We start from the raw sequence: 21,331 nt of genomic DNA, 5'->3' as shown, positions 1-21,331 counted from the left end.
GTCGGGAAGGGCCAGGATCCGTGGCGGCGCGCGAGTACGGGCAGTACTGCGGGGTGACCCGCGCCCTCGAGCTGGTCGGCGAACGGTGGGCGCTGCTCATCGTCCGCGACCTGCTCGTCGGACCGCGCCGCTACGGCGAGCTCGCCGCGGGCCTCCCCCGCATCCCGACGAACGTCCTGGCGACCCGCCTCAAGGAGCTCCAGGCCGCCGGGATCATCCGGCGCGCGCCGCGCTCGCGCATCATCATCTACGAGCTCACCGACTACGGCCGCGAGCTCGAGCCCGTCGTCCTCGCGCTCGGCGCGTGGGGCTTCAAGGCCATGGGCGACCCGCGCGACGAGCAGGTCGTCACCCCCGACTCCATGACGATGGCGCTGCGGACCGCCTTCCGCCCGCACGTCGCCGCCGGGCTGCCCGCCACCGCGTACGGCACCCGGTTCGGCGACGCCCGGCTGCTCGTCCGGGTCGACGGACCGACGCTCGACGTCGCGCGCGCCGACGACCTTCCCGGCAGTGACGAGACCGTCGACCTCGCGTTCTCCGCCGGCCCGGGCATCCGGCGGCTCATCGCCGGTGAGCTGGACGCGCGGCAAGCTGTCGCCTCGGGTGTCGTCGAGGTGCTGCACGGCCCCGACACCCTGCTCGACCGGTTCGCGTCCACGTTCCACCTGGCGGCCTGAACGCGGCGCGGGTCTGGTGGGAGCGACCCCACGCCCCCACCAGCACGTCACCGTTCGAGATGCCCGTATCGATGCCTCGTCCGGCTCACGGCCTGCTCCCGCACGACCGTCAGCAGCTCCCGCTCGCCGCTCGCGACGACGCGCTGGTCGAGCACCGTCACCGCACCGACGCGCTCAGCCGCCGCGTCCCGCAGCCCGGGCGCCGCCCCGATCACGCGGATGCGGCCGGTGACCTTTCCTTCGCGGACGCGCGCGGCGAACGACGTGTGCCGTTCGTGGTCGACGTCGCTCACGGTGACGGTGACGCCGGCAGTCCGGGCGGCATGGCGGACGCGGTCGACCTCGACGGGCAGCGCGCCGTCGCCGACGCGGACGGTGAGGTGCTCGACGGGCCGGTACCGGAGCACGTTCGACTCGGCACGCAGGCCCGACGGGTCGTGCTCGCGGGAGAACCGCCCGGTCCACGCTCGGGCGTCGTCGGCCGCGGCCCAGGCGAGCCAGCCGAGCGGGCTCTCGTCGCGGTCCGGCGGGCCGCCGGCGGTGGGCGAGGCGTCGGTCCAGTCGCCGAGCTGGGCGACGTAGTGCGGTCCGCCGGCCTTGGCGCCGGGTCCGACGGAGCTGGCCTTCCAGCCGCCGAACGGCTGCCGTCGGACGATCGCGCCGGTGATGTGTCGGTTGACGTAGGCGTTGCCGACGTGGACGGTCGCGAGCCACTCGTCGATCTCGGCGTCGTCGAGGGAGTGGATGCCACCGGTGAGGCCGAAGGCGACGTCGTCCTGGATCTCGACCGCGTCGTCGATCTGCTCGGCGGTCATGATGCCGAGCACCGGGCCGAAGCACTCGGTGAGGTGGAACCACGACCCCGGCTGGACGCCGTCCTTGAGGCCGGGGGTCCAGAGCCGCCCGGCGTCGTCGAGGCGTCGGGGCTCGACGAGCCATCGTTCGCCGGGGTCGAGGCGGGTCAGCGCGCGCAGCAGCTTGCCGTCGGCAGGTTCGGTGAGGGGCCCCATGACGGTGCCGAGGTCGGTGGGCGGGCCGACGGCGAGGGATCGGACGGCCGACACGAGCCCGCGGCGCAGGCGTCGCCCGATCGGTGAGCGGGGGTCGCCAGCCGTCCCGACGAGGATCAGGAGGGACGCGGCGGAGCACTTCTGCCCGGCGTGGCCGAACGCCGACCGGACGACGTCGGCGACGGCGAGATCCGGGTCGGCGGACGCGGTGACGACGATCGCGTTCTTACCGGACGTCTCGGCGAGGACGTCGAGCGCGGGCCGCCAGCGCGCGAACAGCCGGGCGGTGTCGATCGACCCCGTCAGCACCACGCGGGCGATGTCCGGGTGGGTGACGAGCCGTCGGCCGAGGTCGCTCTCGGGGACGCGGACGAGCTGCACCACGTCGCGCGCGATCCCGTGGGCGTCAAGGGCCGCGTGGATCGCGTCGACGACGACCTCGAAGCAGCGGGGTGCGGGGTGCGCGGGCTTGGCGACGACGGGCGACCCGGCTGCGAGCGCCGCGAGCACGCCGCCGGCGGGGATCGCGACGGGGAAGTTCCAGGGCGGGGTGACGAGCGTGACGCCGCGGGGCGTGAACCGCACACCCGGGAACGCGTCGGGATGGTCGGGATGGAGCCGGTCGGCGCTGCCGGCGTACCAGCGGGCGAGGTCGACGGCCTCGCTGACCTCCGGGTCGGACTCGGCGACGGTCTTTCCGGCCTCGTGGACCATGGTGGCGACGAGGTCGGCGCGGGCGTCCTCGAGCCGGTCGGCGCACGACCGTAGGACGTCACCGCGCACGCCGGGCGGGACGGCCGCCCAGCCGGGGGCCGCGGCGAGGGCCCGGGCGACGACGGCGTCCACGTCGTCGGCGGACGCGAGCGGCGCGGTGCGCGGGTGGACGCTCGCGGGATCGCGGGCGACGATCTCGGCGGCCCAGCTGCGGGACGCGGCGACCGCCGGGTCGGTGTCGGGCGCGTTCCAGAAGCCGCCGCGCGAGCCGGCGCCGTCGTGCTCGTCGTCAGGCACGCCGGCGCGTGGCCGACGACGCGGCGCGAGGTCGTCGGGTGTCGTGGCGGCGGCGCGGACGACGGCGGCACGGAACGCGGCCTCCTGGGCGTCGATCCCCCCGGCGCCGCCCGCGAGGGTCGCGTGGAGGAAGTTCTGCGGCGCCGCGTTCTCCTCGAGCCGGCGCACGAGGTAGGCGACGGCGACGTCGAAGTCGGCGGGGTCGACCACGGGCGTGTAGAGGACGAGGTGGTCAGCGCCCTCGACGGCCGCGAGGTCGTCGTGCACGGCAGCGGCCTCCGCCGGCGCCATGCCCTGCAGCATCTCGACGTCGAGGGCGGCCCCGACGCCGCGGTCGCGCGCGAGCTCGAGCGCGTACGCGACGTGGAACAGGTTGTGGCTCGCGCACCCGACACGCACCGCGCGCGTCCGCTCGGGGTCGAGCGCGCGCAGCAGCAGACGCACGTACTGGGCGTCGACGTCGGGCTTGCCGCCGTACGGCGCCTGCGGCCAGCCGTGCAGCTCGGACTCCACCTGCTCCATGGCGAGGTTGGCGCCCTTGACGAGCCGCACCTTGACGGGCGCTCCCCCGTCCCCCACCCGGGCGAGCGCGAAGTCGCTGACCTCGTCGAGCGCGGCGACGGCGTCGGGCAGGTAGGCCTGCAGCGCGATGCCGGCGGACACTCCCGCCAGCTCGTCGCGGCCGAGCAGGTCGGTGAACACCGCGACGGTGAGGGCGAGGTCGCGGTACTCCTCCATGTCGAGGTTGACGAAGGTGCCGTGGTCGCGCGCGGCGCGGAACAGCGGCAGGAGGTGCTCGACGACGCGCGCACGCGACCCGTCGAGGTCCCAGGTCACCAGCTGGGCCGCCACCGCGGAGACCTTGACGGAGACGTAGTCGACGCCGGGGCGCCGGACCAGGTCGATGGTCCGCGCGAGGCGTGCGGACGCCTCGTCGTGCCCGAGGACGGCCTCACCGAGCAGGTTCACGTTGAGCCGGACGCCATCGGCGCGGGCGTCCGCGAGGTTCCGGTCGAGACCGCGGCCGGTGTCGCCGACGAGGTGTCCGACGAGCGCGCGCAGGCGGCGTCGGGCAGCCGGGACGACGAGCCGCGGTGCAAGGGTTGCGGCCCGACCGCCCGCGGCGAACAGGGTGCGGTCGACCCCGCCGAGGAACGACGCCTGCTGCGCGTCCCGGCCGAGCCTCGCCAGGGCGCGCGCCGCCACCTCGACGTCCGGCGGCCGGGCGACCTCGTCGACGAACCGGACCGCGAGGTCGAGACCACCCGGGTCGGCGACCAGCGCGGCCAGCTGGGCAGCGGTCCGCTGCTGTCGTCCACCGCCCTCGGCGTCCGCCTCCGCGAGCCACGCCCGCGCGCGGGCCGCCGCGTCGTCGACAGGGTGCGGGTCGGTGCTCGGCGTCACTCCCCCACTGTGCTCCGGGCGCCTGGGTCCCGCGCGCCGTCCAGCATGTGGGACGCAGACGTGCTTACGGTGCGGACATGACGACGACGTCCACGCGCCCCTTCCGCTCCGACAACCCCGCCCTCGACAACGCGCTCGGCCAGCTCGCCACCGCCGTCGAGATCCTCGGGTACCACGAAGGGCTCCACGAGACCCTCGCGACCCCGCGCCGGGAGATCAACGTCGCCGTCCCGCTGCGCCGCGACGACGGCCACGTCCAGGTGTTCCACGGCCACCGCGTCCAGCACAACGTGTCCCGCGGGCCCGGCAAGGGCGGCCTGCGGTTCCACCCGAGCGTCGACATCGACGAGGTGCGGGCGCTCGCGATGCTCATGACGTGGAAGTGCGCGATCGTCGACCTGCCGTTCGGCGGCGCGAAGGGCGGCATCGACATCGACCCGTCCGAGCACACGCCCGAGGAGCTCGAGCGCGTCACCCGCCGCTACACCAGCGAGATCATGCCGCTCATCGGCCCGACGCAGGACATCATGGCGCCCGACATGGGCACCGGGGAGCGCGAGATGGCGTGGGTCATGGACACCTACTCCGTCAACGTCGGCCACACCATCCCGGCCGTCGTCACGGGCAAGCCGCTCGCCGTCGGCGGGTCGCTCGGCCGCCCCGCGGCGACGGCACGCGGGATCGTCCACGTGACCGCGTCCGCCCTCGGCGCCGCGCACGAGAAGCTGCGGCGCTCCCGCGTCGCCGTCCAGGGCTTCGGCAAGGTCGGCGGCCACGCCGCCCGGATCTTCGCCGAGGAGGGCGCGACCGTCGTCGCCGTGTCCGACCAGTTCGGTGCCGTGCACGCCGACGGCGGGCTCGACGTCCCCGCGCTGCTCGCGCACGTCGACGCGACCGGGTCCGTCGTCGGTTTCGAGGGCGCCGACCCGCTCGACGGCCCCGACCTGCTGACGCTCGACGTCGACGTGCTCGTCCCCGCGGCCGTCGACGGGGTCATCACGGCGGACAACGCCCGCGACGTCCGCGCCCGGTACGTCGTCGAGGGTGCGAACGGCCCGACGACGCAGGAGGCCGACCAGATCCTCTCGAAGCAGGGCGTCACCGTCGTCCCCGACATCCTCGCCAACGCGGGCGGCGTCATCGTGTCGTACTTCGAGTGGGTGCAGGCCAACCAGACGTACTGGTGGACGGACGACGAGATCGAGGACCGTCTGGCGCACCGCATGCGGTCCGCGTACGGCGACGTGGCCCGCCGCGCCGCCGACGAGGACCTCACGCTCCGTGACGCCGCGCTCGTCATCGGGGTCGAGCGCGTCGCCGACGCGCACAAGCTCCGCGGCCTCTACCCGTGACGTCCGCCCGCCGGTGATCAGCGGGTGAAGTTCGCCGGCCCGCGCGGACACGCCGGACCCGCCCGTGCACAGGAGCCGCGGGCACCTATCCTTCGTTCCCGTGACACCGGCGCCCCTCCCCCTGCTGCCCGACGACGTCGCCCGCACCTACCCGCACCGCTACGCCGTGCTCGACGTCGAGACGAGCGGCCTCAGCGCGGCCAACGACCGCGTCCTGCAGGTCGCCGTCGTCCTCCTGTCGCCGGACGGCGCGGTCGATCGGGAGTGGACGACGCTGCTCGACCCGGGCTGCGACCCCGGCCGCACCGACATCCACGGGCTCACCCGCGAGCGTCTCGCCGGGTCACCGACGTTCCCGGACGTCGCCGGCCCGCTCACGGAGCTGCTCGACGGGCGCGTCCTCGTCGCGCACAACGCCCGGTTCGACTGGGACTTCCTGGCGCACGAGGCCGCGCGTGCCGGCGTGACGCTCCCCGTCGAGCAGCGCCTCTGCACGCTCGCGCTGACGCGGCGCCTCGACCTGCCCACCGAGAACCTGTCGCTCGCCGCGCTCGCCCGGTACTGGGGCGTCCCGCAGCAGCGCGCGCACGACGCGGTCGACGACACGCGCGTGCTCGCGGGCGTCCTGCGGCACTCGCTCGTCGCGGCGCACCGGTTCGGGCTCGACCTGCCCCTCGCGGCGTGCGCGACGCCCCGAGGCGCGACGCGTCCCGCCCCCGCGCCGCGGACCCCGTGCGCGTGGCGCGACCCGGGCCGCGCCGAGCCCGGGCGCCCGCTGCGGCAGGGCATGAAGGTCGTGTTCACGGGCGGGACCGTCCGGCCGCGCGAGGTGCTGGTGCGCGAAGCGACCGCTGCCGGGCTCGACGTCATGAACTCGGTCAGCTCGCGCACCGGGCTCGTGGTGTGCAACGCCGCCGACCTCGGCACGGGCAAGGCCGCTGCGGCACGACGGCACGGCACGCTCGTCGTCACCGAGGACGAGTTCATCGCCCTCCTCGCGCACGTCCAGCCGGGCGACCCCAAGGCGGCGGGCGGCGCCCCGCTCCGGCCGCCCGTCGTCGCCGACGTCGTGGTCGACGTGACGCTCGACGCGACGGTCGCGCTGGACGGACCGGCTCGCGCGCCGCAACCCGCTCCGACGCCGGGTCCGGCGGTCGTGACGAAGCCTCCGGCGACGCGCCCGCCGGTCCGCAAGCCGGCTGGTCCGCTCGCCGGGCGGCGCGTGCTCGTCGTCGGCGGTCCGCACGCCGCGGCGGGCGAGACCCGGGCGCGGATCGTCGAGCAGGGCGGCCAGGCCGCGGCGATGCTCACGGCATCCGTCACGCACGTCGTGGCGCTCGAGTGGCCCGAGGAGGACTCCCGCTGGGCGCGGGTCGTCCGGCTCGCGATCCCGCGGCTCGACCCCGCGACGCTCGAGCCGCTCGGGACGGGTGCCGGCCCGGCGCCGGACGCATCGCCGACGCCCGCGGACGACTCCCCCGTCGAGAACGCCCCCGTGCTGCCGCGCGGCGGGGCGATCGACCTCGACGGCGACGCCTGGACACTCGGCGTGTCGTGGACACCACGACCCGGCTGCACCGTCGACGTCGTGGCGCTCGTCGTCGACGACGACGAGCAGGTCGGGCGCGACGAGGACCTGTGCTTCTTCAACCAGCCCGAGCACCCGTCCGGGGCGGTGACGCTCGACCTCGACGCCGCAGGCGAGACGCTCGTCGACGTCCGCGCGGGACTCCTCGCGCCGGGACGGACACGCGTCCTGGTGGCCGCGTCGATGGAGGGCGACACCGCGGTCTTCGGGGACCTCGGTCCGGTCGAGCTCGTCCTGCGGACCCCGACGGGCGAGACGGTCGTCCGGGCGACGCTCGACGCGGCCGAGAAGGAGCGCACGCTCGCCCTCGCGAGCGTCTACCGCCGCGGCGACTCCTGGCGGTTCCGTGCGATCGGGCAGGGGTGGGGCATCGGCCTCGGCGACTTCCTCGTGACGCACGGCGTCGACGTCGAGGACTGACGCGCCCCGTCGGGCTCGGCCGGACAGGCCCCGGCCTCACACGACGCTGAACCCCGCGGGCAGCGTGCCGCGGCCGACGAGCGCGTCGAGCACGCGCCCGCCCTCCCCCTGGGCGACGGCGGCGTCGACGGCGAGCGTCGTGACGGCCCGGACGAGCTCGTCCGGCACCCCGAGGCCGAGACCCAGCGCCCGCGCGAGGTCGCGTGAGTGCACGACGAGCTCCAGGACGCGCGTGGGCAGGTAGTCGCGGACGCGCATGCCGCCGACGATCGTGCGCAGCAGGTCGTCGGGCCGGGCGTCGACGAGACGCGCGACGGTGCGGTCCCAGAGGTCGCTGACCGCGGCCAGGGGGTCGTCGCCGAGCGCGCGGCCCGCGGCCCGGCCGCGTTCGGCGACCGCCTCCGGGTCCGCCGCGGCGAGGAACCGGCTCGTGGCGGCGTAGTAGTCGCCGGCGGTCCCGACGTCGGACGCTTCCGGTCGGTCGTCGAGGTAGGTGAGCACGGTCGTGAACGACCGGCTCGTGTGCCCGACGAGCGCGCGCACGTCCCAGTCCCCCAGGCCGGGCCGGTCCCAGGCGTCGGGCGGGACGCGCGCGACGAGCGCGACGAACAGCTCCGCGGCCGCCTCGAAGGGCTCGTCGCGCACCGTCAGGCGCCCGTCGCGAGCGGCAGGTCGGTCGCCGCGTACCGCGACCACGACCCGGGGAACAGGCGGGCGCGCCCGAGACCGGCGTGCTCGATCGCGAGCAGGTCGTGGCAGGCCGTCACCCCGGAGCCGCACATCGCGACGACGTCGCCCGCCTCCACCGCCGCCGCCGTGACCCCTGCCGCCGCGAAGCGCTTGCGCAGCACGTCGGCGGACGCCAGGTGCCCGGTCGGCGACACGTTCTCCCGGCACGGCACGCTCGCCGCGCCCGGCACGTGCCCGGAGCGCGGGTCGACGTCGGCACCCTCGCCGCGGAACCGCTCCCCCGGCCGGGCGTCGACCACCGCGGTGCCGGCGGACCGGGTGTCCGGCGCGACGTCGTCCAGCGCGGCGAGAAGGTTCGCGGGCCAGGGGGCCGGCGTGAAGGTCGCGGGCGCCCGCTCCACCACGTCCGTCGTCACGCCGCCCGCCCACGCACGCACCTCCGGGGCGAAGTAGCCCCCGTCGAGCAGCGCGGCCTCGTGCCCCAGCGCGCGCAGCATCCACACGAGCCGGGCCGCGATGACGCCGCCGGCGTCGTCGTAGGCGACGACGGTCGTCGCGTCACCGATGCCGAGCGACCCCATGCCCCGCGCGAAGACCGCCGGTGACGGCAACGGGTGGCGGCCGTGCTCGGGCGACGACGCGCCCGCGAGCCAGGCGTCCAGGTCGACGTACACCGCGCCCGGCAGGTGACCCTCGGCGTACTTCTCGCGGCCGTCGTCCCCGTTCAGGTACCAGCGGACGTCGGCCAGGACGACGTGCGGTCCCCCGGCGCCGCCGGGAGCGTGCGCGGTCAGCCAGGCGGCGTCGACGACGGGCGGGATCTTCGGCAGCGACGGTGACGGGTTCACACCCCGACCCTAGGCCCGAGCGGGTGCGCCGCCCACCCCCGGCCGCGTCCTGCCGCGCGTCCCGGGCCGTGCCAGCAGGACGCACGTCCCCACCACGACGACGGCCGCGGCGACCCATGCGACCACGGCCACCACGTCGTCGACCGGGTCGACGGTCCGGCCCACGCCGATCCACGCGATGCCCCACGCCACCGCGAGCGCGACGCCCACGCACAGACCGAGGTCGGTCCGCAGACGGGAGACGAGCGCGAGCGCCAACAGCGCCGCGACGACCAGCAGGACGACGGACCACGTCGTCGCGCCGAGCCCCAGGCCGCCGACGTCGGCGTCCGCGAGCGCCGCCGCCGCGTTCGCGATCGTGGCGACGCACACCCACCCGAGGTAGAGGCCGACAGTCCCGTCGACGAGCACGGCCTCGGCCGCACCGTCGGCCGGCGTCCGTGCGAGCCGGACCGCGACCACGCAGAGCACCGCGACCAGCGCGGCGATGACCGCGACGCTCACCCACAGCCATCCGGCCTGCACGACGAGCACCCACACGGCGTTGAGCACGGCGGACGCGGCGACCCACCAGCCGGTCGCCCGGTGCCGTGCGGAGCGGGCACGCGACGGGAGGGCCTGGACGACGGCGAGCGCGAGTAGCCCGAGGTAGACGACGGGCCAGATCGAGAACGCCCCGGTGCCCGGGGCGACACGGGTGGCCGAGGCGGACAGCGCTCCCCCGGCGGCGTCCGCGATGGGCGTCCCCCCGAACGCCCCGGAGCCCACGGTCGACACGGCGAGCGCGACGACGGCGGCGACGACCACGACGGTCCTGCGGGCGGTGTCCATCACCTCACGCTGCCAGGAGCCGCGTCCCGACGCGCGGCCGCACGGCGCAACCGGGTGGCCCGCCCGGGTACGGTGGACACCTCAGGTCATCAGACAACTGACGGAAGGTGACGCCGTGCCCCTCGTCCGCACCCCGCTCCCCGAGCAGGCCGCCGACGCGCTCGCAGCCCGCATCACGGCCGGCGAGTGGGCCGTCGGGACCACCCTGCCGAGCGAGCACGCCCTGACCGCCGAGCTGGGCGTCGGGCGCTCGACGGTGCGGGAGGCCGTGCGGATCCTCGCGGCGCGCGGGCTCGTCCGTGCCCGACAGGGCGTCGGCGTGCTCGTGACCGCGACCGTGCCACCGACCGACTGGGACGCCGCGCTGCGCAGCGGCCACGTGGCCGACGTCGTCGAGGCGCGCCTCGGCGTCGAGGTCCAGGCCGCCCGGCTCGCCGCGCTGCGGCGCACCCCCGCTGACGTCGACACGATGCGCGACGCCCTCGCAGCGCGTGCCGCCGTCGAGGACCGTCACGCGCGCGAACGGGCACAGCACGCGAGGGCAGACCTCGAGAGGGCGGAGCACGAGCCCCTGCGTGACGCCGAGTACGTCGACGCGGACGCCCACCTCCACGCGACCGTCGTCACGGCGTGCCACAACCCCGTCCTGGTCGACCTGTTCGGGACGTTCGCGCCGCACGTGCGCGTCGCCATGCTCGACCTGCTCGCCCTGTCGGGCCCGGACTCGCCGCACCACCACGACCAGGACGCGCACGTCGCACTGGTCGACGCCGTCGTGGCGGGCGACCCCGACGCGGCGGCCCGCGCCGCCGACGAGCACCTGACGTCCGTCCTCGACGCCCTGCGTCGCACCACCGAGGAGACCCTGTGACCCTGCAGCACCCCGCACCCGCCGGCACCAGCACCAGCCCGGCACCGTCGACCGCGGACGGAGCACCGTCCGACGCCGTCCTGCACCTCGCCGGGGTCAGCGTCCTGCGGTCGGGGAACGTGCTGCTGGATGCCGTCCACCTCACGGTCCGTGCGGGCGAGCACTGGGCGCTGCTCGGCCCGAACGGCGCGGGCAAGTCGACCATGCTCGGGCTTGCCGGCGCGCTGACGCACCCGTCGCGCGGGACGGTCGACGTCCTGGGCCGCCGCATCGGGCGGACCGACCTCATGTCGCTGCGCCGCGAGATCGGTCACGTCGACCCGCGCCACCCGGTGCCCGGCCCGATGACGATCGAGGAGGTCGTCCTCACGGGGCTCACGGGGTCGCGCGCGACGATGATGCGCTGGGAGCCGTCGGCCGCGCAGCGCACGCACGTGCGCGAGCTGGTCGACCAGCTCGGGCTGGCGGGCAAGGCCAGCCGGGAGTGGCCGCTGCTGTCCCAGGGCGAGCGGGGGCGGGCGCTCATCGCCCGTGCGCTCGTCGTCGAGCCGCGGCTGCTCCTGCTCGACGAGCCGGCCACCGGACTCGACGTCGCCGCCCGCGAGCAGCTCCTGGAGACCGTCGACCACCTGCACATGCTGTGGCCCGACCTGGCCTCCGTGCTGGTGACGCACCACCTCGAGGAGCTGCCCGTCACGACGACGCACGCCGCGCTGCTCAACGGCGGACACCTCGTCGCGGCCGGCCCCGTCGACGACGTCCTCACGAGCGACCAGGTCTCGGCGACGTTCGAGCACCCGATCCGCATCGCGCGCGAGGACGGCCGCTGGCGTGCGTCGTCGCCGCGCACGGCGCCGTCGCTCGGCTGACGCGGCACCTGGGCGCGGGTCGGGAGGACGGCGCGCGCCCGTGGCGGGTCTGGCGGGAGGCCGGCTCAGCCCAGCGGCTGCCGCGCCGCCCAGTCCGCGAGCGTGGTGCGCGGTCCGGTGAAGAACGGGACCTCTTCGCGCACGTGGCGGCGCGCCTCGGTGTTCCGCAGGTCGCGCATGAGGTCGACGATGCGGTGCAGCTCGTCGGCCTCGAACGCGAGGATCCACTCGTAGTCGCCGAGCGCGAACGCGGACACGGTGTTGGCGCGCACGTCCTTGTAGTCCTTCGCGGCGAGACCGTGGTCGCGCAGCATGACGCGGCGCTCGGACTCGGGCAGCAGGTACCAGTCGTAGGACCGGACGAACGGGTAGACGCACAGGTAGTCGCGCGGCCGCTCGCCGGCGAGGAACGCAGGGACGTGGGCGCGGTTGAACTCGGCCTGCCGGTGCAGGGCGGCGACGGACCACACGGGCTCGAGCGAGCGTCCGAGCTCGGACGCGCGCAGGCGCTGGTAGGCGCCCTGGACGGCTTCGATGCTCGGGCCGTGCCACCACACCATGAGGTCGGCGTCGGACCGCAGGCCACCCACGTCGTACCAGCCGCGGACGACGATGTCGCCCTCGGTCGCGGCGGCGTCCGCCGGCTCGGCACCGGTGACGGCGGTCTCGGCGGCCTCGACCAGGGCGCCGCGCTCGACGTCGTCGGCGGGCAGCTCGGTGGTCAGCGAGAAGACCGACCACATGGTGTACCGGATCGACGCGTTGATCGCGGTGGCGTCGACCGCGTGACCGGTGTCGCCGTGGACGTGGTGGGTCTCGGGCGCGCCCGGGGTGTCGCTCATGGTGTGCTTCTCCGCTGCAGTGTCGAGGTCGAGGTCGGGACCGGCGTGGTCGGCCGTCAGGAGCGCAGGTCGGTGCTGCACAGGGCCGGGACGCCGGACGGCTCGCCGTCGCGGCGCAGGCAGCAGCCGGGCGCGCACACGGACCGGAACGCGGGGAGCGTCCCGACGGTGGCCTCGGCGACGTCCTCGTCACGGGCGATCGCGGCGCGCTCGAGCAGCAGGTCGACGAGCCCCTCGACGAACGGGGACCGGGTGCCGACGGTGCCCGCACGGACGGCGTTCATGCCGAGGTCCGCCGCGGTGGCGAGCGCCTCGGTGTCGAGGTCGTAGGCGACCTCCATGTGGTCGGACACGAACCCGATGGGCGACAGGACGACGTCACGCAGACCGTCGGCGGCGAGCTTGCCGAGGTGGTCGTTGACGTCGGGCTCGAGCCACGGCTGGCTCGGCGGGCCGGAACGCGAGCAGTAGGCGAGGTCCCACGGGACGTCGAAGCCGAGCCGCGCGGACACGTCGGCGGCGACGACGGCCGCGAGGTCGAGGTGCTGCTCCGAGTAGGTGGCGCGCGAGACGGCGGACGCGGCCTCCATCGTGGTGGGGATGGAGTGCGTGACGAACACGAGGCGTGCGGCGCGAGCGTCGCCGCCCTGCGTGGCGAGCGCCTCGAACGCCTCGGCCACGGCGTCGGCGTTGGCCTGCGCGAAGCCGGGGTGGTTGAAGTACGAGCGGACCTTGTCGAACTGGACCGTCGTCGACCCGTCAGGGCCGAGCTTGCCGAGCCCGTCGAGCGTCACGGCGAGGTCCTCGCGGTACTGGCGGCAGCCCGAGTAGGACGAGTACGCGGACGTCACGAGCGCCACGGTCCGCTGCGCGCCGCGCTCCTCGAGCTCGGCGATCGCGTCGCGCGTGTACGGGGCCCAGTTGCGGTTGCCCCACACGACGGGCAGGTCGATGCCGCGGCGGTCGAGCTCGGCCTCGAGCGCCGCCTTGAGCGCGAGGTTCTGCTCGTTGATCGGGCTCTTGCCGCCGAAGCCGTAGTAGTGCTCGCCGACCTCCTCGAGCCGCTCGTCCGGGATGCCCTTGCCGGCGGTCACGTTACGGAGGAACGGGACGACGTCCTCCGGCTTGTCGGGGCCACCGAAGGAGAACAGGAGGAGAGCGTCGTACGGCGCGATCGCAGCAGTCACCACAGCATCCTCGCACCGGGCGTGCGGGATGCCCGCCGATTCGTCAGACCCCGGGACGTGACGTTGACACGACACGTCGTCAGCACGTCGGTCGGGCGGCGTCACGCCAGGGAACGGAGCTTCGCGGTGTTGCGCGTCACGATCTCCAGGGCGTCGCCGAGCGACGGCCCACCGATCCCCGCGGACGTGTCGGCCTCCTCGGACCGGTCGAAGGTTGCCGCCGCCAGAGCGGCGACCCGGTCCGCCACACGGTCGGGGTCGAGGCCGGCCGCCTTCGCCAGCTTGCGCCAGTGGAACACCGTGACCGCTTGCGACCGCGGCTCACCCGAGATCTGCATGGCGAGGCGCTGGTCGAACCGATCCCCCCAGACCTGGGTGGGAACGACGTCGTAGAGCGGGGACAGCCGCACCCCGTCGCGGGTGAGCAGCAGCGAGGAGTTCTTTCCGTGCGCGCCGGCGTTGCCGACGAACGCGTTGAACGCGAGCATCTCGACGAACCGGTAGGCCTCGCCCTCGTCCTGGACCTGGTGCCTCAAGAGCTCGAGGACCTGCATTGCTGTCACGTGGTCCTTGTTGCCGCCAGCTCGGCGCGGGGGCGGCCGGCTTCGAGGTCCACGATGAAGCGACGTCCTCCGTTGGCCTTGGCTGCGAGCTCCACCTGGGTCAGGTGCTTGGTCCTGCGCTGCTCTGCGACCACGGCAGCCAGGCGCTCGGTGGTGTCGATGAACCTGCGCTCCATGAGCCCACCCTCGGAGCGATGTTCCCGAACGGGAACATCGCGCGCACGACGACCCCGACCGCGCGGTGCCGCGGTCGAGGTCGTCGTCCGTCAGGGACCCGTGGAGGAGATCAGCCCTTGACGGCCCCTCCCAGGCCGGCCCCGGAGAGGAACAGACGCTGGAAGACGAGGAACAGCACGACCGGGATGACGGTGGAGATCGCGAGCGCCGCGAGGAACACGCCGAGGTCGGTCTGCGCCTGGATGGAGGGCAGCCGCACAGACAGCGGCTGGATGTCGGGGTTCTTGAGGACGAGCATCGGCCAGAGGAAGTCCTTCCAGCTGGCGATGAACGCGAACACGGAGACGACCCCGATGATCGGCTTGGACATCGGCAGGACGACCGACCAGAACAGCCGGAACGGTCCGGCGCCGTCGACGCGGGCCGCTTCGAACACCTCGCGCGGGAGGCTGTCGAAGAAGCGGGCGACGATGACGACGTTGAACGCGCTCGCCCCGGCGGGCAGCCACACCGCGAAGAAGTTGTTGATGAGCGACGTGCCGAGCAGCGGCGGCTTGAGGATCGTCAGGTAGAGCGGCACGAGCAGCACGACGGCCGGCACGAACAGGGTGCCGATGACGAGCCCGTTGACGACCTTGGACCACTTGGGACGCAGGACCGACAGGACGAACCCGCCCGTCGTCGCGACGAGGAGCTGCACGAACCACGACCCGAGCGCGATCCAGATCGTGTTCATGAAGTACTTGCTGATCTGGACGTCGTTCCACGCCTCGGTGACGTTCGCCCAGCGCACGCCGTGCGGGAAGATCGCCAGCGGTGTGCGGATGATGTCCTGCGTGGGCGTGATCGCGAACTTCGCGAGCAGCAGCATGGGCCCGACGCCCGCGACGACGAGCGCCACGAGCAGCAGCACGTGGAGCGTCCTCATGGACGTGCGGACGGATCCGCGCCGCCAGTCCTGCTCGGACACGTAGCCGCGGTCGCCGTCGAACGGCGACGTCTTGCGCTTCTTCGTCTCGGCGCGGGCGACGACGGCCGTCGTGCGCGGGTCGGCGGCGCCGCCCTGCGGGGCGCCGGCGCGCAGGGCGGTGCCGACGGCGAGCTCGGCGGCGGTCTCGGGCACGCCGCCGGACGCGGCGGTGTCGGTCCCGGACGGGGTGCCGACGGCCGTGTCGGCGGGCTTCTCGGCGGACTTCTCGAAAGGCATGGTCGTCATCCCGGGTTCGTTGCGGCCGCTCACGACTTGCTCCACGCGCTCGTCAGCTTGAAGTACACGAGCGAGAGGATCGCGAGGAAGAGCGCGAGCATCACGGACAGGGCGGTCGCGGCGCCGTAGTCGCCGCCCAGCGACCGCCCGAACGCGTAGTTGTAGATCATCAGCAGGACGGTCAGGGTGGCGTTGGCCGGCCCGCCGCCGGTGAAGAGGTACGGCTCGAGGAACACCTGCACGGTGCCGATGATCTGCAGGATGAACGTGATGAACAGGACCCCGCGCAGCTGCGGCATCGTCACGTGCCAGATCTTGCGCCACAGGCCCGCGCCGTCGACCTCGGCGGCGTCGTACAGCTCGCCGGGCACCCCGATGAGGGCGGCGAGGTAGATGATGACCGTCCCGCCGGCGGCGGCCCACGTGGCCTCGAGGACGAGCGACGGCATCGCCATCGACGGGCTCGACAGCCAGGCGTACGGCCCGAGCCCCACCTTGCCGAGGATCGTGTTGAACACCCCGGTCGCGGAGCCGTCGTAGAAGAACTTCCAGAGCAGCACCGACACGACGGGCGGGACGACGACGGGCAGGTACGCGAGGACCGAGTAGAGGCCCTTCATGCGCCGCACCGAGCTCATGAGCACCGCGCACACGAGCGGGATCGGGAACCCGATCACCAGCGCGAGGAGCGCGAAGTAGAACGTGTTGCGGATCGCGGTGGGCAGGTCCGGGTCCGTCAGGACGTACTGGAAGTTGTCCCAGCCGACCCACGTCGCGGGCTTGACGAGGTTCGTCTTCTGGAAGCTCATCACGACGGACCGCACGATCGGCCACCACGAGAAGACCCCGAAGATCAGCAGCATCGGCAGCGCGAACACGAGAGCGCTCAGGCCGCCGTGCCGGACCCAGGTCACGGGGTTGCGGCCGCGGCGGCGCGCGACCGACGACCGTCGGGGCACCGACCCGCCACCGTCGCCGGCCGGGCCGCCGACCAGCCCGGCGCCCGGGCTGTCTCCCGGTGCGGTCGAACGCGGCACTGCGCTCGTTGCGCTCACGTCACATCACTCCTCGGAGAGCCCGAGGGCCCTCGTTCGTCTCGCGGGGGTGCGTGGGGCCACCGGCGGTCGCCGGTGACCCCACGCCATTGTGGTGCAGGGTCAGCTGGCCGAGTCGATCGCGCGCTGCGCCTTGGTGTTCGCGTCCTCGAGCAGCTTGTCGATGTCCGCGTCCTGCTTGGTGAGGACCGCCTGGACGACCGGGTCGAGCGCCGCGTAGACGTCCTGCGTGGCCGTCTGCGGCTCGTTGACGAGCGGGGCGTCGAAGATCTTCGACGTGAAGCCGGTCATCTGGTCGAGCGGGACGTTGACGTACGGCTTGATCCAGCCCTGGTACTTGTCGTACTGCTCCTGGCTGAAGATCGGGAGCTCAGGCGTGCCGACGGGCTGGTTCGAGGCGACCTGCGTCTTCGCGTTGGTGACCGCCGCGTCCTCGCTCGTGTACTTGTTGAGGTAGTGGAAGTTGATCCACTGGATGGCCGCGGCCTTCTCGTCGTTCGACGCCTTGGCCGACACCGCGGCCATGGTGCCGCCACCGAGGACGCCCGACCCGTCACCCTCGAGCGGGATCATCGTCAGACCGTACGTCTTCGGGTCGATGTGGTTGGCCTGCACCATCGCGGTGTAGACGTCCTGACCCGACGTGTACATGCCGACCTTGCCGGCCGCGAACGCCTGGTTGATGGTGCCCCAGTCGTAGTTCGCGGAGGTGCCCATCGAGTTGTCGGTCCACCGCAGGTCGTGCAGGAACTGCAGCGAGGCCTTCGTGGCGTCGTTGGTCAGCGTGGCCGTCTTGCCGTCCGCGGACTCCATGCGGCCGCCGCGCGCGTACGTGTCGACCGTGAGCTGCCAGCCACCCGTGTTGGACTGGGCCATCTGCGCGAACCCGGGGGTCCCGGTCTTGTCCGAGATCGCCTTGGCGTCGGTGCGGACCTCGTCCCACGTCGTCGGCGGCTTGTCGGGGTCGAGGCCGGCCGCCGTGAACAGCTCACGGTTGTAGTGCAGGCCGACGCCGTAGACGCTCTTCGCCGGGATCGCGTAGACGTCCCCGTTCGAGCCCTGGCCGTACTGCAGCAGGTTCTTGTTGAAGTCGCCCGCGTACGGCATCGCCGCGAGGTACTGCTGCATGTCGGAGATCTGCTCGTTCGCGATGAGGGTCTTCGCGTCCGTGAACGGGATCTCGAAGACCGTCGGCAGGGTGCCGCCCGCGAGGTCGGCCGCGAACGTCGTGGCCTTCCACTCGTAGTCGTGCGTCGTGACCGTGATGTTCGGGTTCTTCGCCTGGAACTCCTTGACCTCGTCGGCGAGGGCGGCCTGCGCCTCCTTCGTCGAGCCCGGCAGCAGGCCCACGACGTTCAGCGTGACCTTGGTGTCCTTGCCGAGGGTGATCGAGGTGGCGGTCGGCTGGTCGCCGCTGCCGTCGTTCGAGTCGGACGAGCAACCCGTGAGGGCGCCGCCCAGGGCCAGCGCACCCACGAGGGTGACCGCTGCGGTGATCCGTGGTGACTTCATCGTCGCTCCTTGTTGTGCAGGCATCCGGTTCCTGCGGTTCTCTCCGTCGAGCCGGCGCGGCCGACGGGCGATCGGGTGGTCGGGCTCAGGGCTGGTCGGTGCGGGCCAGCCGGAGCCAGACGGCGGTGTCCGGGGCGAGCGCGCCCGCGGGGTCGTCCCCACTGGAGAGCAGCACCTCGGCGTCCTCGGGGAGCGCGACGGCGTCGCGACCCAGGTTCACGACGCACGCGACGTCGCCGCGTGCGAAGGCGAGCACCGAGCCCGACGTCGTGTCGAGCCCGGGGACCTCGGACCGGCCGAGCCACGTGAAGCCGCCCTCGCGCAGGCCGTCCTCGGCCCGGCGCAGCGCGATGGCCCGGCGGTACAGGTGAAGCATCGAGGCCGGGTCCTGCGCCTCGACGTCGGCGGCGTAGCTGCCCCACCACGCCGGCTGCGGGAGCCACGACGCCGCGGGCGCCCCGCCGTCCTCGGACGAGTCGGCGCCCGGCTGCCCCGCGAGGGAGAAGCCGTAGGACGTGGCCGCGTCCGCGGTCCACGGCAGCGGCACGCGACAGCCGTCGCGGCCGGGGTCGACGCCCTCGGACCGGAAGTGCATGGGGTCCTGGATCGCGTGCCGCGGCAGGTCCTCGACCTCGGGCAGGCCGAGCTCGTCGCCCTGGTACAGGTAGAGGCAGCCGGGCAGGGCGGCCGTGAGCAGGGCCGCTGCGCGGGCGCGGCGGGTGCCGAGCGCGAGGTCCGTCGGCGTCCCGAAGCGCTTGGCCTCGAACGCGAAGGACGTGTCGTCGCGCCCGTAGCGCGTGACCGGCCGCGTGACGTCGTGGTTCGACAGCACCCAGGTGGCCGGCGCGCCGACCAGCGCGTGCGCCTCGAGCGTCGTGTCGATCGACGCGCGCATCGCCGGGCCGTCCCAGGGGCACGACATGAACAGGAAGTTGAACGCCGTGTGCATCTCGTCGGGGCGCAGGTAGTCGGCGAACCGCTTGGCGTCCGGGAGCCAGATCTCGCCCACGAGCACGCGCGGCTCGTCGTACGAGTCGGCGACCCGGCGCCACGACCGGTACACCTCGTGCAGCTCGTCACGGTCCATGAACGGGTGCTCTCCGGGCGCGATGTCCGCCGGGTCGGCGGGGACCTCGGGCAGCTCGGCGTCCTTGACCAGCAGGGCCGCGGAGTCGATGCGGATGCCCGCGACGCCCCGGTCGAACCAGAACCGCAGGATGTCCTCGTGCTCGCGGCGGACGTCCGGGTGGGTCCAGTTCACGTCGGGCTGCTCGGGGGTGAACAGGTGGAGGTACCACTCCTCCGGCGTGCCGTCGGCGTCCGTCGTGCGCGTCCAGGTCGAGCCCTGGAAGCTCGAGACCCAGCGCGTCGGGATCTCGGCGCCGTCCGCGCCCTTGCCGGGGTGGAACCAGAACCGCTCGCGCTCGGGCGACCCCGGGCCGGCGGCGAGGGCCTCCTGGAACCAGACGTGCTGGTCGGAGACGTGGTTGGGCACCACGTCGACGATCGTGCGGATGCCGAGCGAGGCCGCCTCGGCGATGAGCGCCTCGGCCTCCTCGAGCGTGCCGAACGCCGGGTCGATGGCCCGGTAGTCGGCGACGTCGTAGCCGCCGTCTGCGAGCGGCGAGACGTACCAGGGGGTGAACCAGATCGCGTCGACACCGAGCTCGTGCAGGTAGGGCAGGTGCGCCCGGACGCCGGCCAGGTCGCCCGTCCCGTCGCCGTTCCCGTCCGCGAAGCTGCGCGGGTAGACCTGGTAGATCACTGCTCCGCGCCACCATGCCTGCGTCGCCTGCGCCTCAGGGGCGCGGGGTGCGACGGCGGTGGCTGCGGGGTGTCCCGGCACGGTGCTCGGGCTCATGCTCACGACGGGCTCCTTCGTCGTCCGCGACGGTGCGGACGCTTCGCTCGCCAGGTTTGGCGATGCATCAGACCGTAACTACTCGACAGCCGCCGCGCAAGAACCTGACATCGTCGTTATCCAAATGCGACCCGAACCTGTTGCAGGAACGACGAGACCCCGCGGCCGAACACGGCCACGGGGTCTTGCGAGAAAGCGTCAGCGGGCGACCGGAGCCACCCGGTCGTGCGCGGACGCCGTCGAGCGCCGCACCACGAGCTCGGGCTCGAACAGCAGCTCGTCCGGGGGCACGTCCTGGCCCGCGATCATGCGGGTCAGCAGGTCGACGGCCGCACGCCCCATGGGCTCGATGGGCTGCCGGACGGTCGTGAGCGCCGGGTCGGTCGAGTTCATGAGCGCCGAGTCGTCGTACCCGACGACCGACACGTCGCCCGGGACGTCCAGGCCGGCGCGGCGCACCGCGCGCACCGCGCCGAGCGCCAGCGGGTCGGACGCGCACACGATCGCCGTCGCGCCCGCGTCGAGCAGGCGGTTCGCGGACGCCTGGCCGGCCTCGAGCGAGTACTGCGAGTGGACGACGAGGTCGGGGTCGAGGGTCACCCCGTGCCGCGCCGCGATCTGCTGCGCCGCGGCGAGCTTGCGCTCGGACGGGATGTGGTCCCACGGGCCCAGCAGCAGGCCGATCCGGCGGTGCCCCAGCGAGAAGACGTGACTCAGGGCCTGCTGCATCGCGACGAGCTCGTCGCACGACACCTTCGGCACCGCGAGGGCCTCGATCGCGCCGTTGAGCACGACCACCGGCAGGTTCACGGCCTCGAGGCGCTCGTAGTGCGAGTGGTCCGCGTCGCGCTCCGCGTACAGGCCGCCGGCGAAGATCACCCCCGACACGTGCTGCCCCAGCAGCAGGTCGACGTACTCGCCCTCGGTCACGCCGCCCGCGGTGCGCGTGCAGAGGATCGGCGTGAACCCCTGCTGCGCGAGCGCGCCGCCGATGACCTCCGCGAGCGCCGGGAAGATCGGGTTCACGAGCTCGGGGAGCACGAGCCCGACCAGCCGGCCGCGCTCGCCGCGCAGCTTGGTCGGGCGCTCGTACCCGAGCACGTCGAGCGCCGTGAGCACCGCGTCCCGGGTCGCCTGCGACACCCCCGGCTTGTCGTTGAGCACGCGCGACACCGTCGCCTCGCTCACGCCGACCTTCTTCGCCACGTCCGAGAGCCTCTTCGCCATGTCCGGAAGTGTACGCAACGACGCAAGGCGCTTGCAGCATCGTGGGCGCCGGATCGTCGTCCATCGCCCGCGACACGCCTCGTGAGGCTGCAAGCGCGCGTCGCTCCCTGACGTCCCGCTTGCTGT

At 73.7% G+C, this 21,331-nt stretch carries 18 protein-coding genes; 5 read left to right on the top strand and 13 right to left on the bottom strand.

The annotated features are described in order from the left end of the window. Positions 1-20: 20 nt before the first annotated feature. The gene (locus CLV34_RS08435) at positions 21-680 is read left to right on the top strand and encodes a winged helix-turn-helix transcriptional regulator (RefSeq protein ID WP_100349775.1); all 660 of its coding nucleotides are present in this window, start codon (positions 21-23) and stop codon (positions 678-680) included. A gap of 47 nt (positions 681-727) precedes the next feature. Here the strand turns inward: CLV34_RS08435 and CLV34_RS08430 are convergent, their stop codons facing one another. Further along, complete coding sequence (locus CLV34_RS08430) at positions 728-4,105, bottom strand: bifunctional proline dehydrogenase/L-glutamate gamma-semialdehyde dehydrogenase (protein WP_100349774.1); 3,378 nt, start codon at positions 4,103-4,105, stop codon at positions 728-730. 77 nt (positions 4,106-4,182) lie between these two features. On the opposite strand from CLV34_RS08430, the gene CLV34_RS08425 reads away from it, so the two are divergent. Both CLV34_RS08425 and CLV34_RS08420 read left to right on the top strand, forming a co-directional pair. Further along, a complete protein-coding gene (locus CLV34_RS08425; protein WP_100349773.1) occupies positions 4,183-5,457 on the top strand; it encodes a Glu/Leu/Phe/Val family dehydrogenase in 1,275 nt (424 codons plus the stop codon). Between the two features lie 100 nt (positions 5,458-5,557). Continuing rightward, complete coding sequence (locus tag CLV34_RS08420; protein WP_211289379.1) at positions 5,558-7,465, top strand: exonuclease domain-containing protein; 1,908 nt, start codon at positions 5,558-5,560, stop codon at positions 7,463-7,465. A gap of 36 nt (positions 7,466-7,501) precedes the next feature. Here CLV34_RS08420 and CLV34_RS08415 read toward each other — a convergent pair whose 3' ends face one another. Genes CLV34_RS08415 through CLV34_RS08405 form a run of 3 tightly spaced genes read right to left on the bottom strand, consistent with a single transcriptional unit; the run spans position 7,502 to position 9,834 of the window. Then, on the bottom strand, positions 7,502-8,110 hold the full coding sequence (locus CLV34_RS08415) for a maleylpyruvate isomerase family mycothiol-dependent enzyme (RefSeq protein ID WP_100349933.1): 609 nt from the start codon (positions 8,108-8,110) through the stop codon (positions 7,502-7,504). Between the two features lie 2 nt (positions 8,111-8,112). Further along, positions 8,113-9,003, bottom strand: a complete 891-nt coding sequence (locus CLV34_RS08410) for a sulfurtransferase (protein WP_342747214.1) — start codon at positions 9,001-9,003, stop codon at positions 8,113-8,115. Between the two features lie 9 nt (positions 9,004-9,012). After that, positions 9,013-9,834, bottom strand: a complete 822-nt coding sequence (locus CLV34_RS08405) for a tryptophan-rich sensory protein (protein WP_100349772.1) — start codon at positions 9,832-9,834, stop codon at positions 9,013-9,015. A gap of 115 nt (positions 9,835-9,949) precedes the next feature. On the opposite strand from CLV34_RS08405, the gene CLV34_RS08400 reads away from it, so the two are divergent. Beyond that, positions 9,950-10,705, top strand: coding sequence for a FadR/GntR family transcriptional regulator (locus tag CLV34_RS08400; protein ID WP_100349771.1), 756 nt, complete (start codon positions 9,950-9,952; stop codon positions 10,703-10,705). Beyond that, on the top strand, positions 10,702-11,574 hold the full coding sequence (locus CLV34_RS08395) for an ABC transporter ATP-binding protein (protein WP_245859103.1): 873 nt from the start codon (positions 10,702-10,704) through the stop codon (positions 11,572-11,574). Before CLV34_RS08400 ends, CLV34_RS08395 begins: the two co-directional genes overlap by 4 nt. A 65-nt stretch (positions 11,575-11,639) precedes the next feature. On the opposite strand, the gene hemQ is transcribed toward CLV34_RS08395, so the two are convergent. The 9 genes from hemQ to CLV34_RS08350 all read right to left on the bottom strand — a co-directional run bounded on the left by hemQ (position 11,640) and on the right by CLV34_RS08350 (position 21,205). Further along, a complete protein-coding gene (gene hemQ, locus CLV34_RS08390; RefSeq protein ID WP_100349930.1) occupies positions 11,640-12,416 on the bottom strand; it encodes a hydrogen peroxide-dependent heme synthase in 777 nt (258 codons plus the stop codon). 56 nt (positions 12,417-12,472) lie between these two features. After that, complete coding sequence (locus tag CLV34_RS08385) at positions 12,473-13,603, bottom strand: ferrochelatase (RefSeq protein ID WP_245859102.1); 1,131 nt, start codon at positions 13,601-13,603, stop codon at positions 12,473-12,475. A gap of 101 nt (positions 13,604-13,704) precedes the next feature. Further along, positions 13,705-14,157 carry a HipA domain-containing protein gene (locus CLV34_RS08380; RefSeq protein WP_100349769.1) on the bottom strand — a complete coding sequence of 151 codons (453 nt, stop codon included), beginning with the start codon at positions 14,155-14,157 and terminating at the stop codon, positions 13,705-13,707. A gap of 5 nt (positions 14,158-14,162) precedes the next feature. Beyond that, positions 14,163-14,342, bottom strand: a complete 180-nt coding sequence (locus CLV34_RS08375; RefSeq protein WP_100349768.1) for a helix-turn-helix domain-containing protein — start codon at positions 14,340-14,342, stop codon at positions 14,163-14,165. A 110-nt stretch (positions 14,343-14,452) separates the two neighbouring features. After that, entirely contained in the window at positions 14,453-15,559 is a 1,107-nt protein-coding gene (locus CLV34_RS08370) for a carbohydrate ABC transporter permease (RefSeq protein ID WP_245859101.1), read from the bottom strand. A gap of 20 nt (positions 15,560-15,579) precedes the next feature. Continuing rightward, positions 15,580-16,509 carry a carbohydrate ABC transporter permease gene (locus CLV34_RS08365; protein ID WP_245859123.1) on the bottom strand — a complete coding sequence of 310 codons (930 nt, stop codon included), beginning with the start codon at positions 16,507-16,509 and terminating at the stop codon, positions 15,580-15,582. A 198-nt stretch (positions 16,510-16,707) separates the two neighbouring features. Beyond that, a complete protein-coding gene (locus CLV34_RS08360) occupies positions 16,708-18,117 on the bottom strand; it encodes an extracellular solute-binding protein (RefSeq protein ID WP_100349767.1) in 1,410 nt (469 codons plus the stop codon). An 85-nt stretch (positions 18,118-18,202) separates the two neighbouring features. Further along, on the bottom strand, positions 18,203-19,978 hold the full coding sequence (locus CLV34_RS08355; protein ID WP_100349927.1) for a glycoside hydrolase family 13 protein: 1,776 nt from the start codon (positions 19,976-19,978) through the stop codon (positions 18,203-18,205). 198 nt (positions 19,979-20,176) lie between these two features. Further along, positions 20,177-21,205: a LacI family DNA-binding transcriptional regulator gene (locus CLV34_RS08350; protein ID WP_100349766.1), complete on the bottom strand. Its 1,029-nt coding sequence runs from the start codon at positions 21,203-21,205 to the stop codon at positions 20,177-20,179. Positions 21,206-21,331: the final 126 nt, after the last annotated feature.

The organism is Luteimicrobium subarcticum, assembly GCF_002798015.1.
GTDB classification, from domain to species: Bacteria; Actinomycetota; Actinomycetes; order Actinomycetales; family Cellulomonadaceae; genus Luteimicrobium; species Luteimicrobium subarcticum.
The sequence above is the reverse complement of the archived record's forward strand: the minus strand, read 5'-3'. Positions and strand labels throughout refer to the sequence as shown.

Excerpts from the sequence above, each read along its gene's own strand:
- CLV34_RS08425 (WP_100349773.1), top strand. The coding sequence starts at position 4,183 with ATGACGACGACGTCCACGCGCCCCTTCCGCTCCGACAACCCCGCCCTC.
- CLV34_RS08405 (WP_100349772.1), bottom strand. The coding sequence starts at position 9,834 with ATGGACACCGCCCGCAGGACCGTCGTGGTCGTCGCCGCCGTCGTCGCG.
- hemQ (WP_100349930.1), bottom strand. The coding sequence starts at position 12,416 with ATGAGCGACACCCCGGGCGCGCCCGAGACCCACCACGTCCACGGCGAC.
- CLV34_RS08380 (WP_100349769.1), bottom strand. The coding sequence starts at position 14,157 with ATGCAGGTCCTCGAGCTCTTGAGGCACCAGGTCCAGGACGAGGGCGAG.
- CLV34_RS08375 (WP_100349768.1), bottom strand. The coding sequence starts at position 14,342 with ATGGAGCGCAGGTTCATCGACACCACCGAGCGCCTGGCTGCCGTGGTC.
- CLV34_RS08370 (WP_245859101.1), bottom strand. The coding sequence starts at position 15,559 with ATGACGACCATGCCTTTCGAGAAGTCCGCCGAGAAGCCCGCCGACACG.
- CLV34_RS08360 (WP_100349767.1), bottom strand. The coding sequence starts at position 18,117 with ATGAAGTCACCACGGATCACCGCAGCGGTCACCCTCGTGGGTGCGCTG.
- CLV34_RS08355 (WP_100349927.1), bottom strand. The coding sequence starts at position 19,978 with ATGAGCCCGAGCACCGTGCCGGGACACCCCGCAGCCACCGCCGTCGCA.
- CLV34_RS08350 (WP_100349766.1), bottom strand. The coding sequence starts at position 21,205 with ATGGCGAAGAGGCTCTCGGACGTGGCGAAGAAGGTCGGCGTGAGCGAG.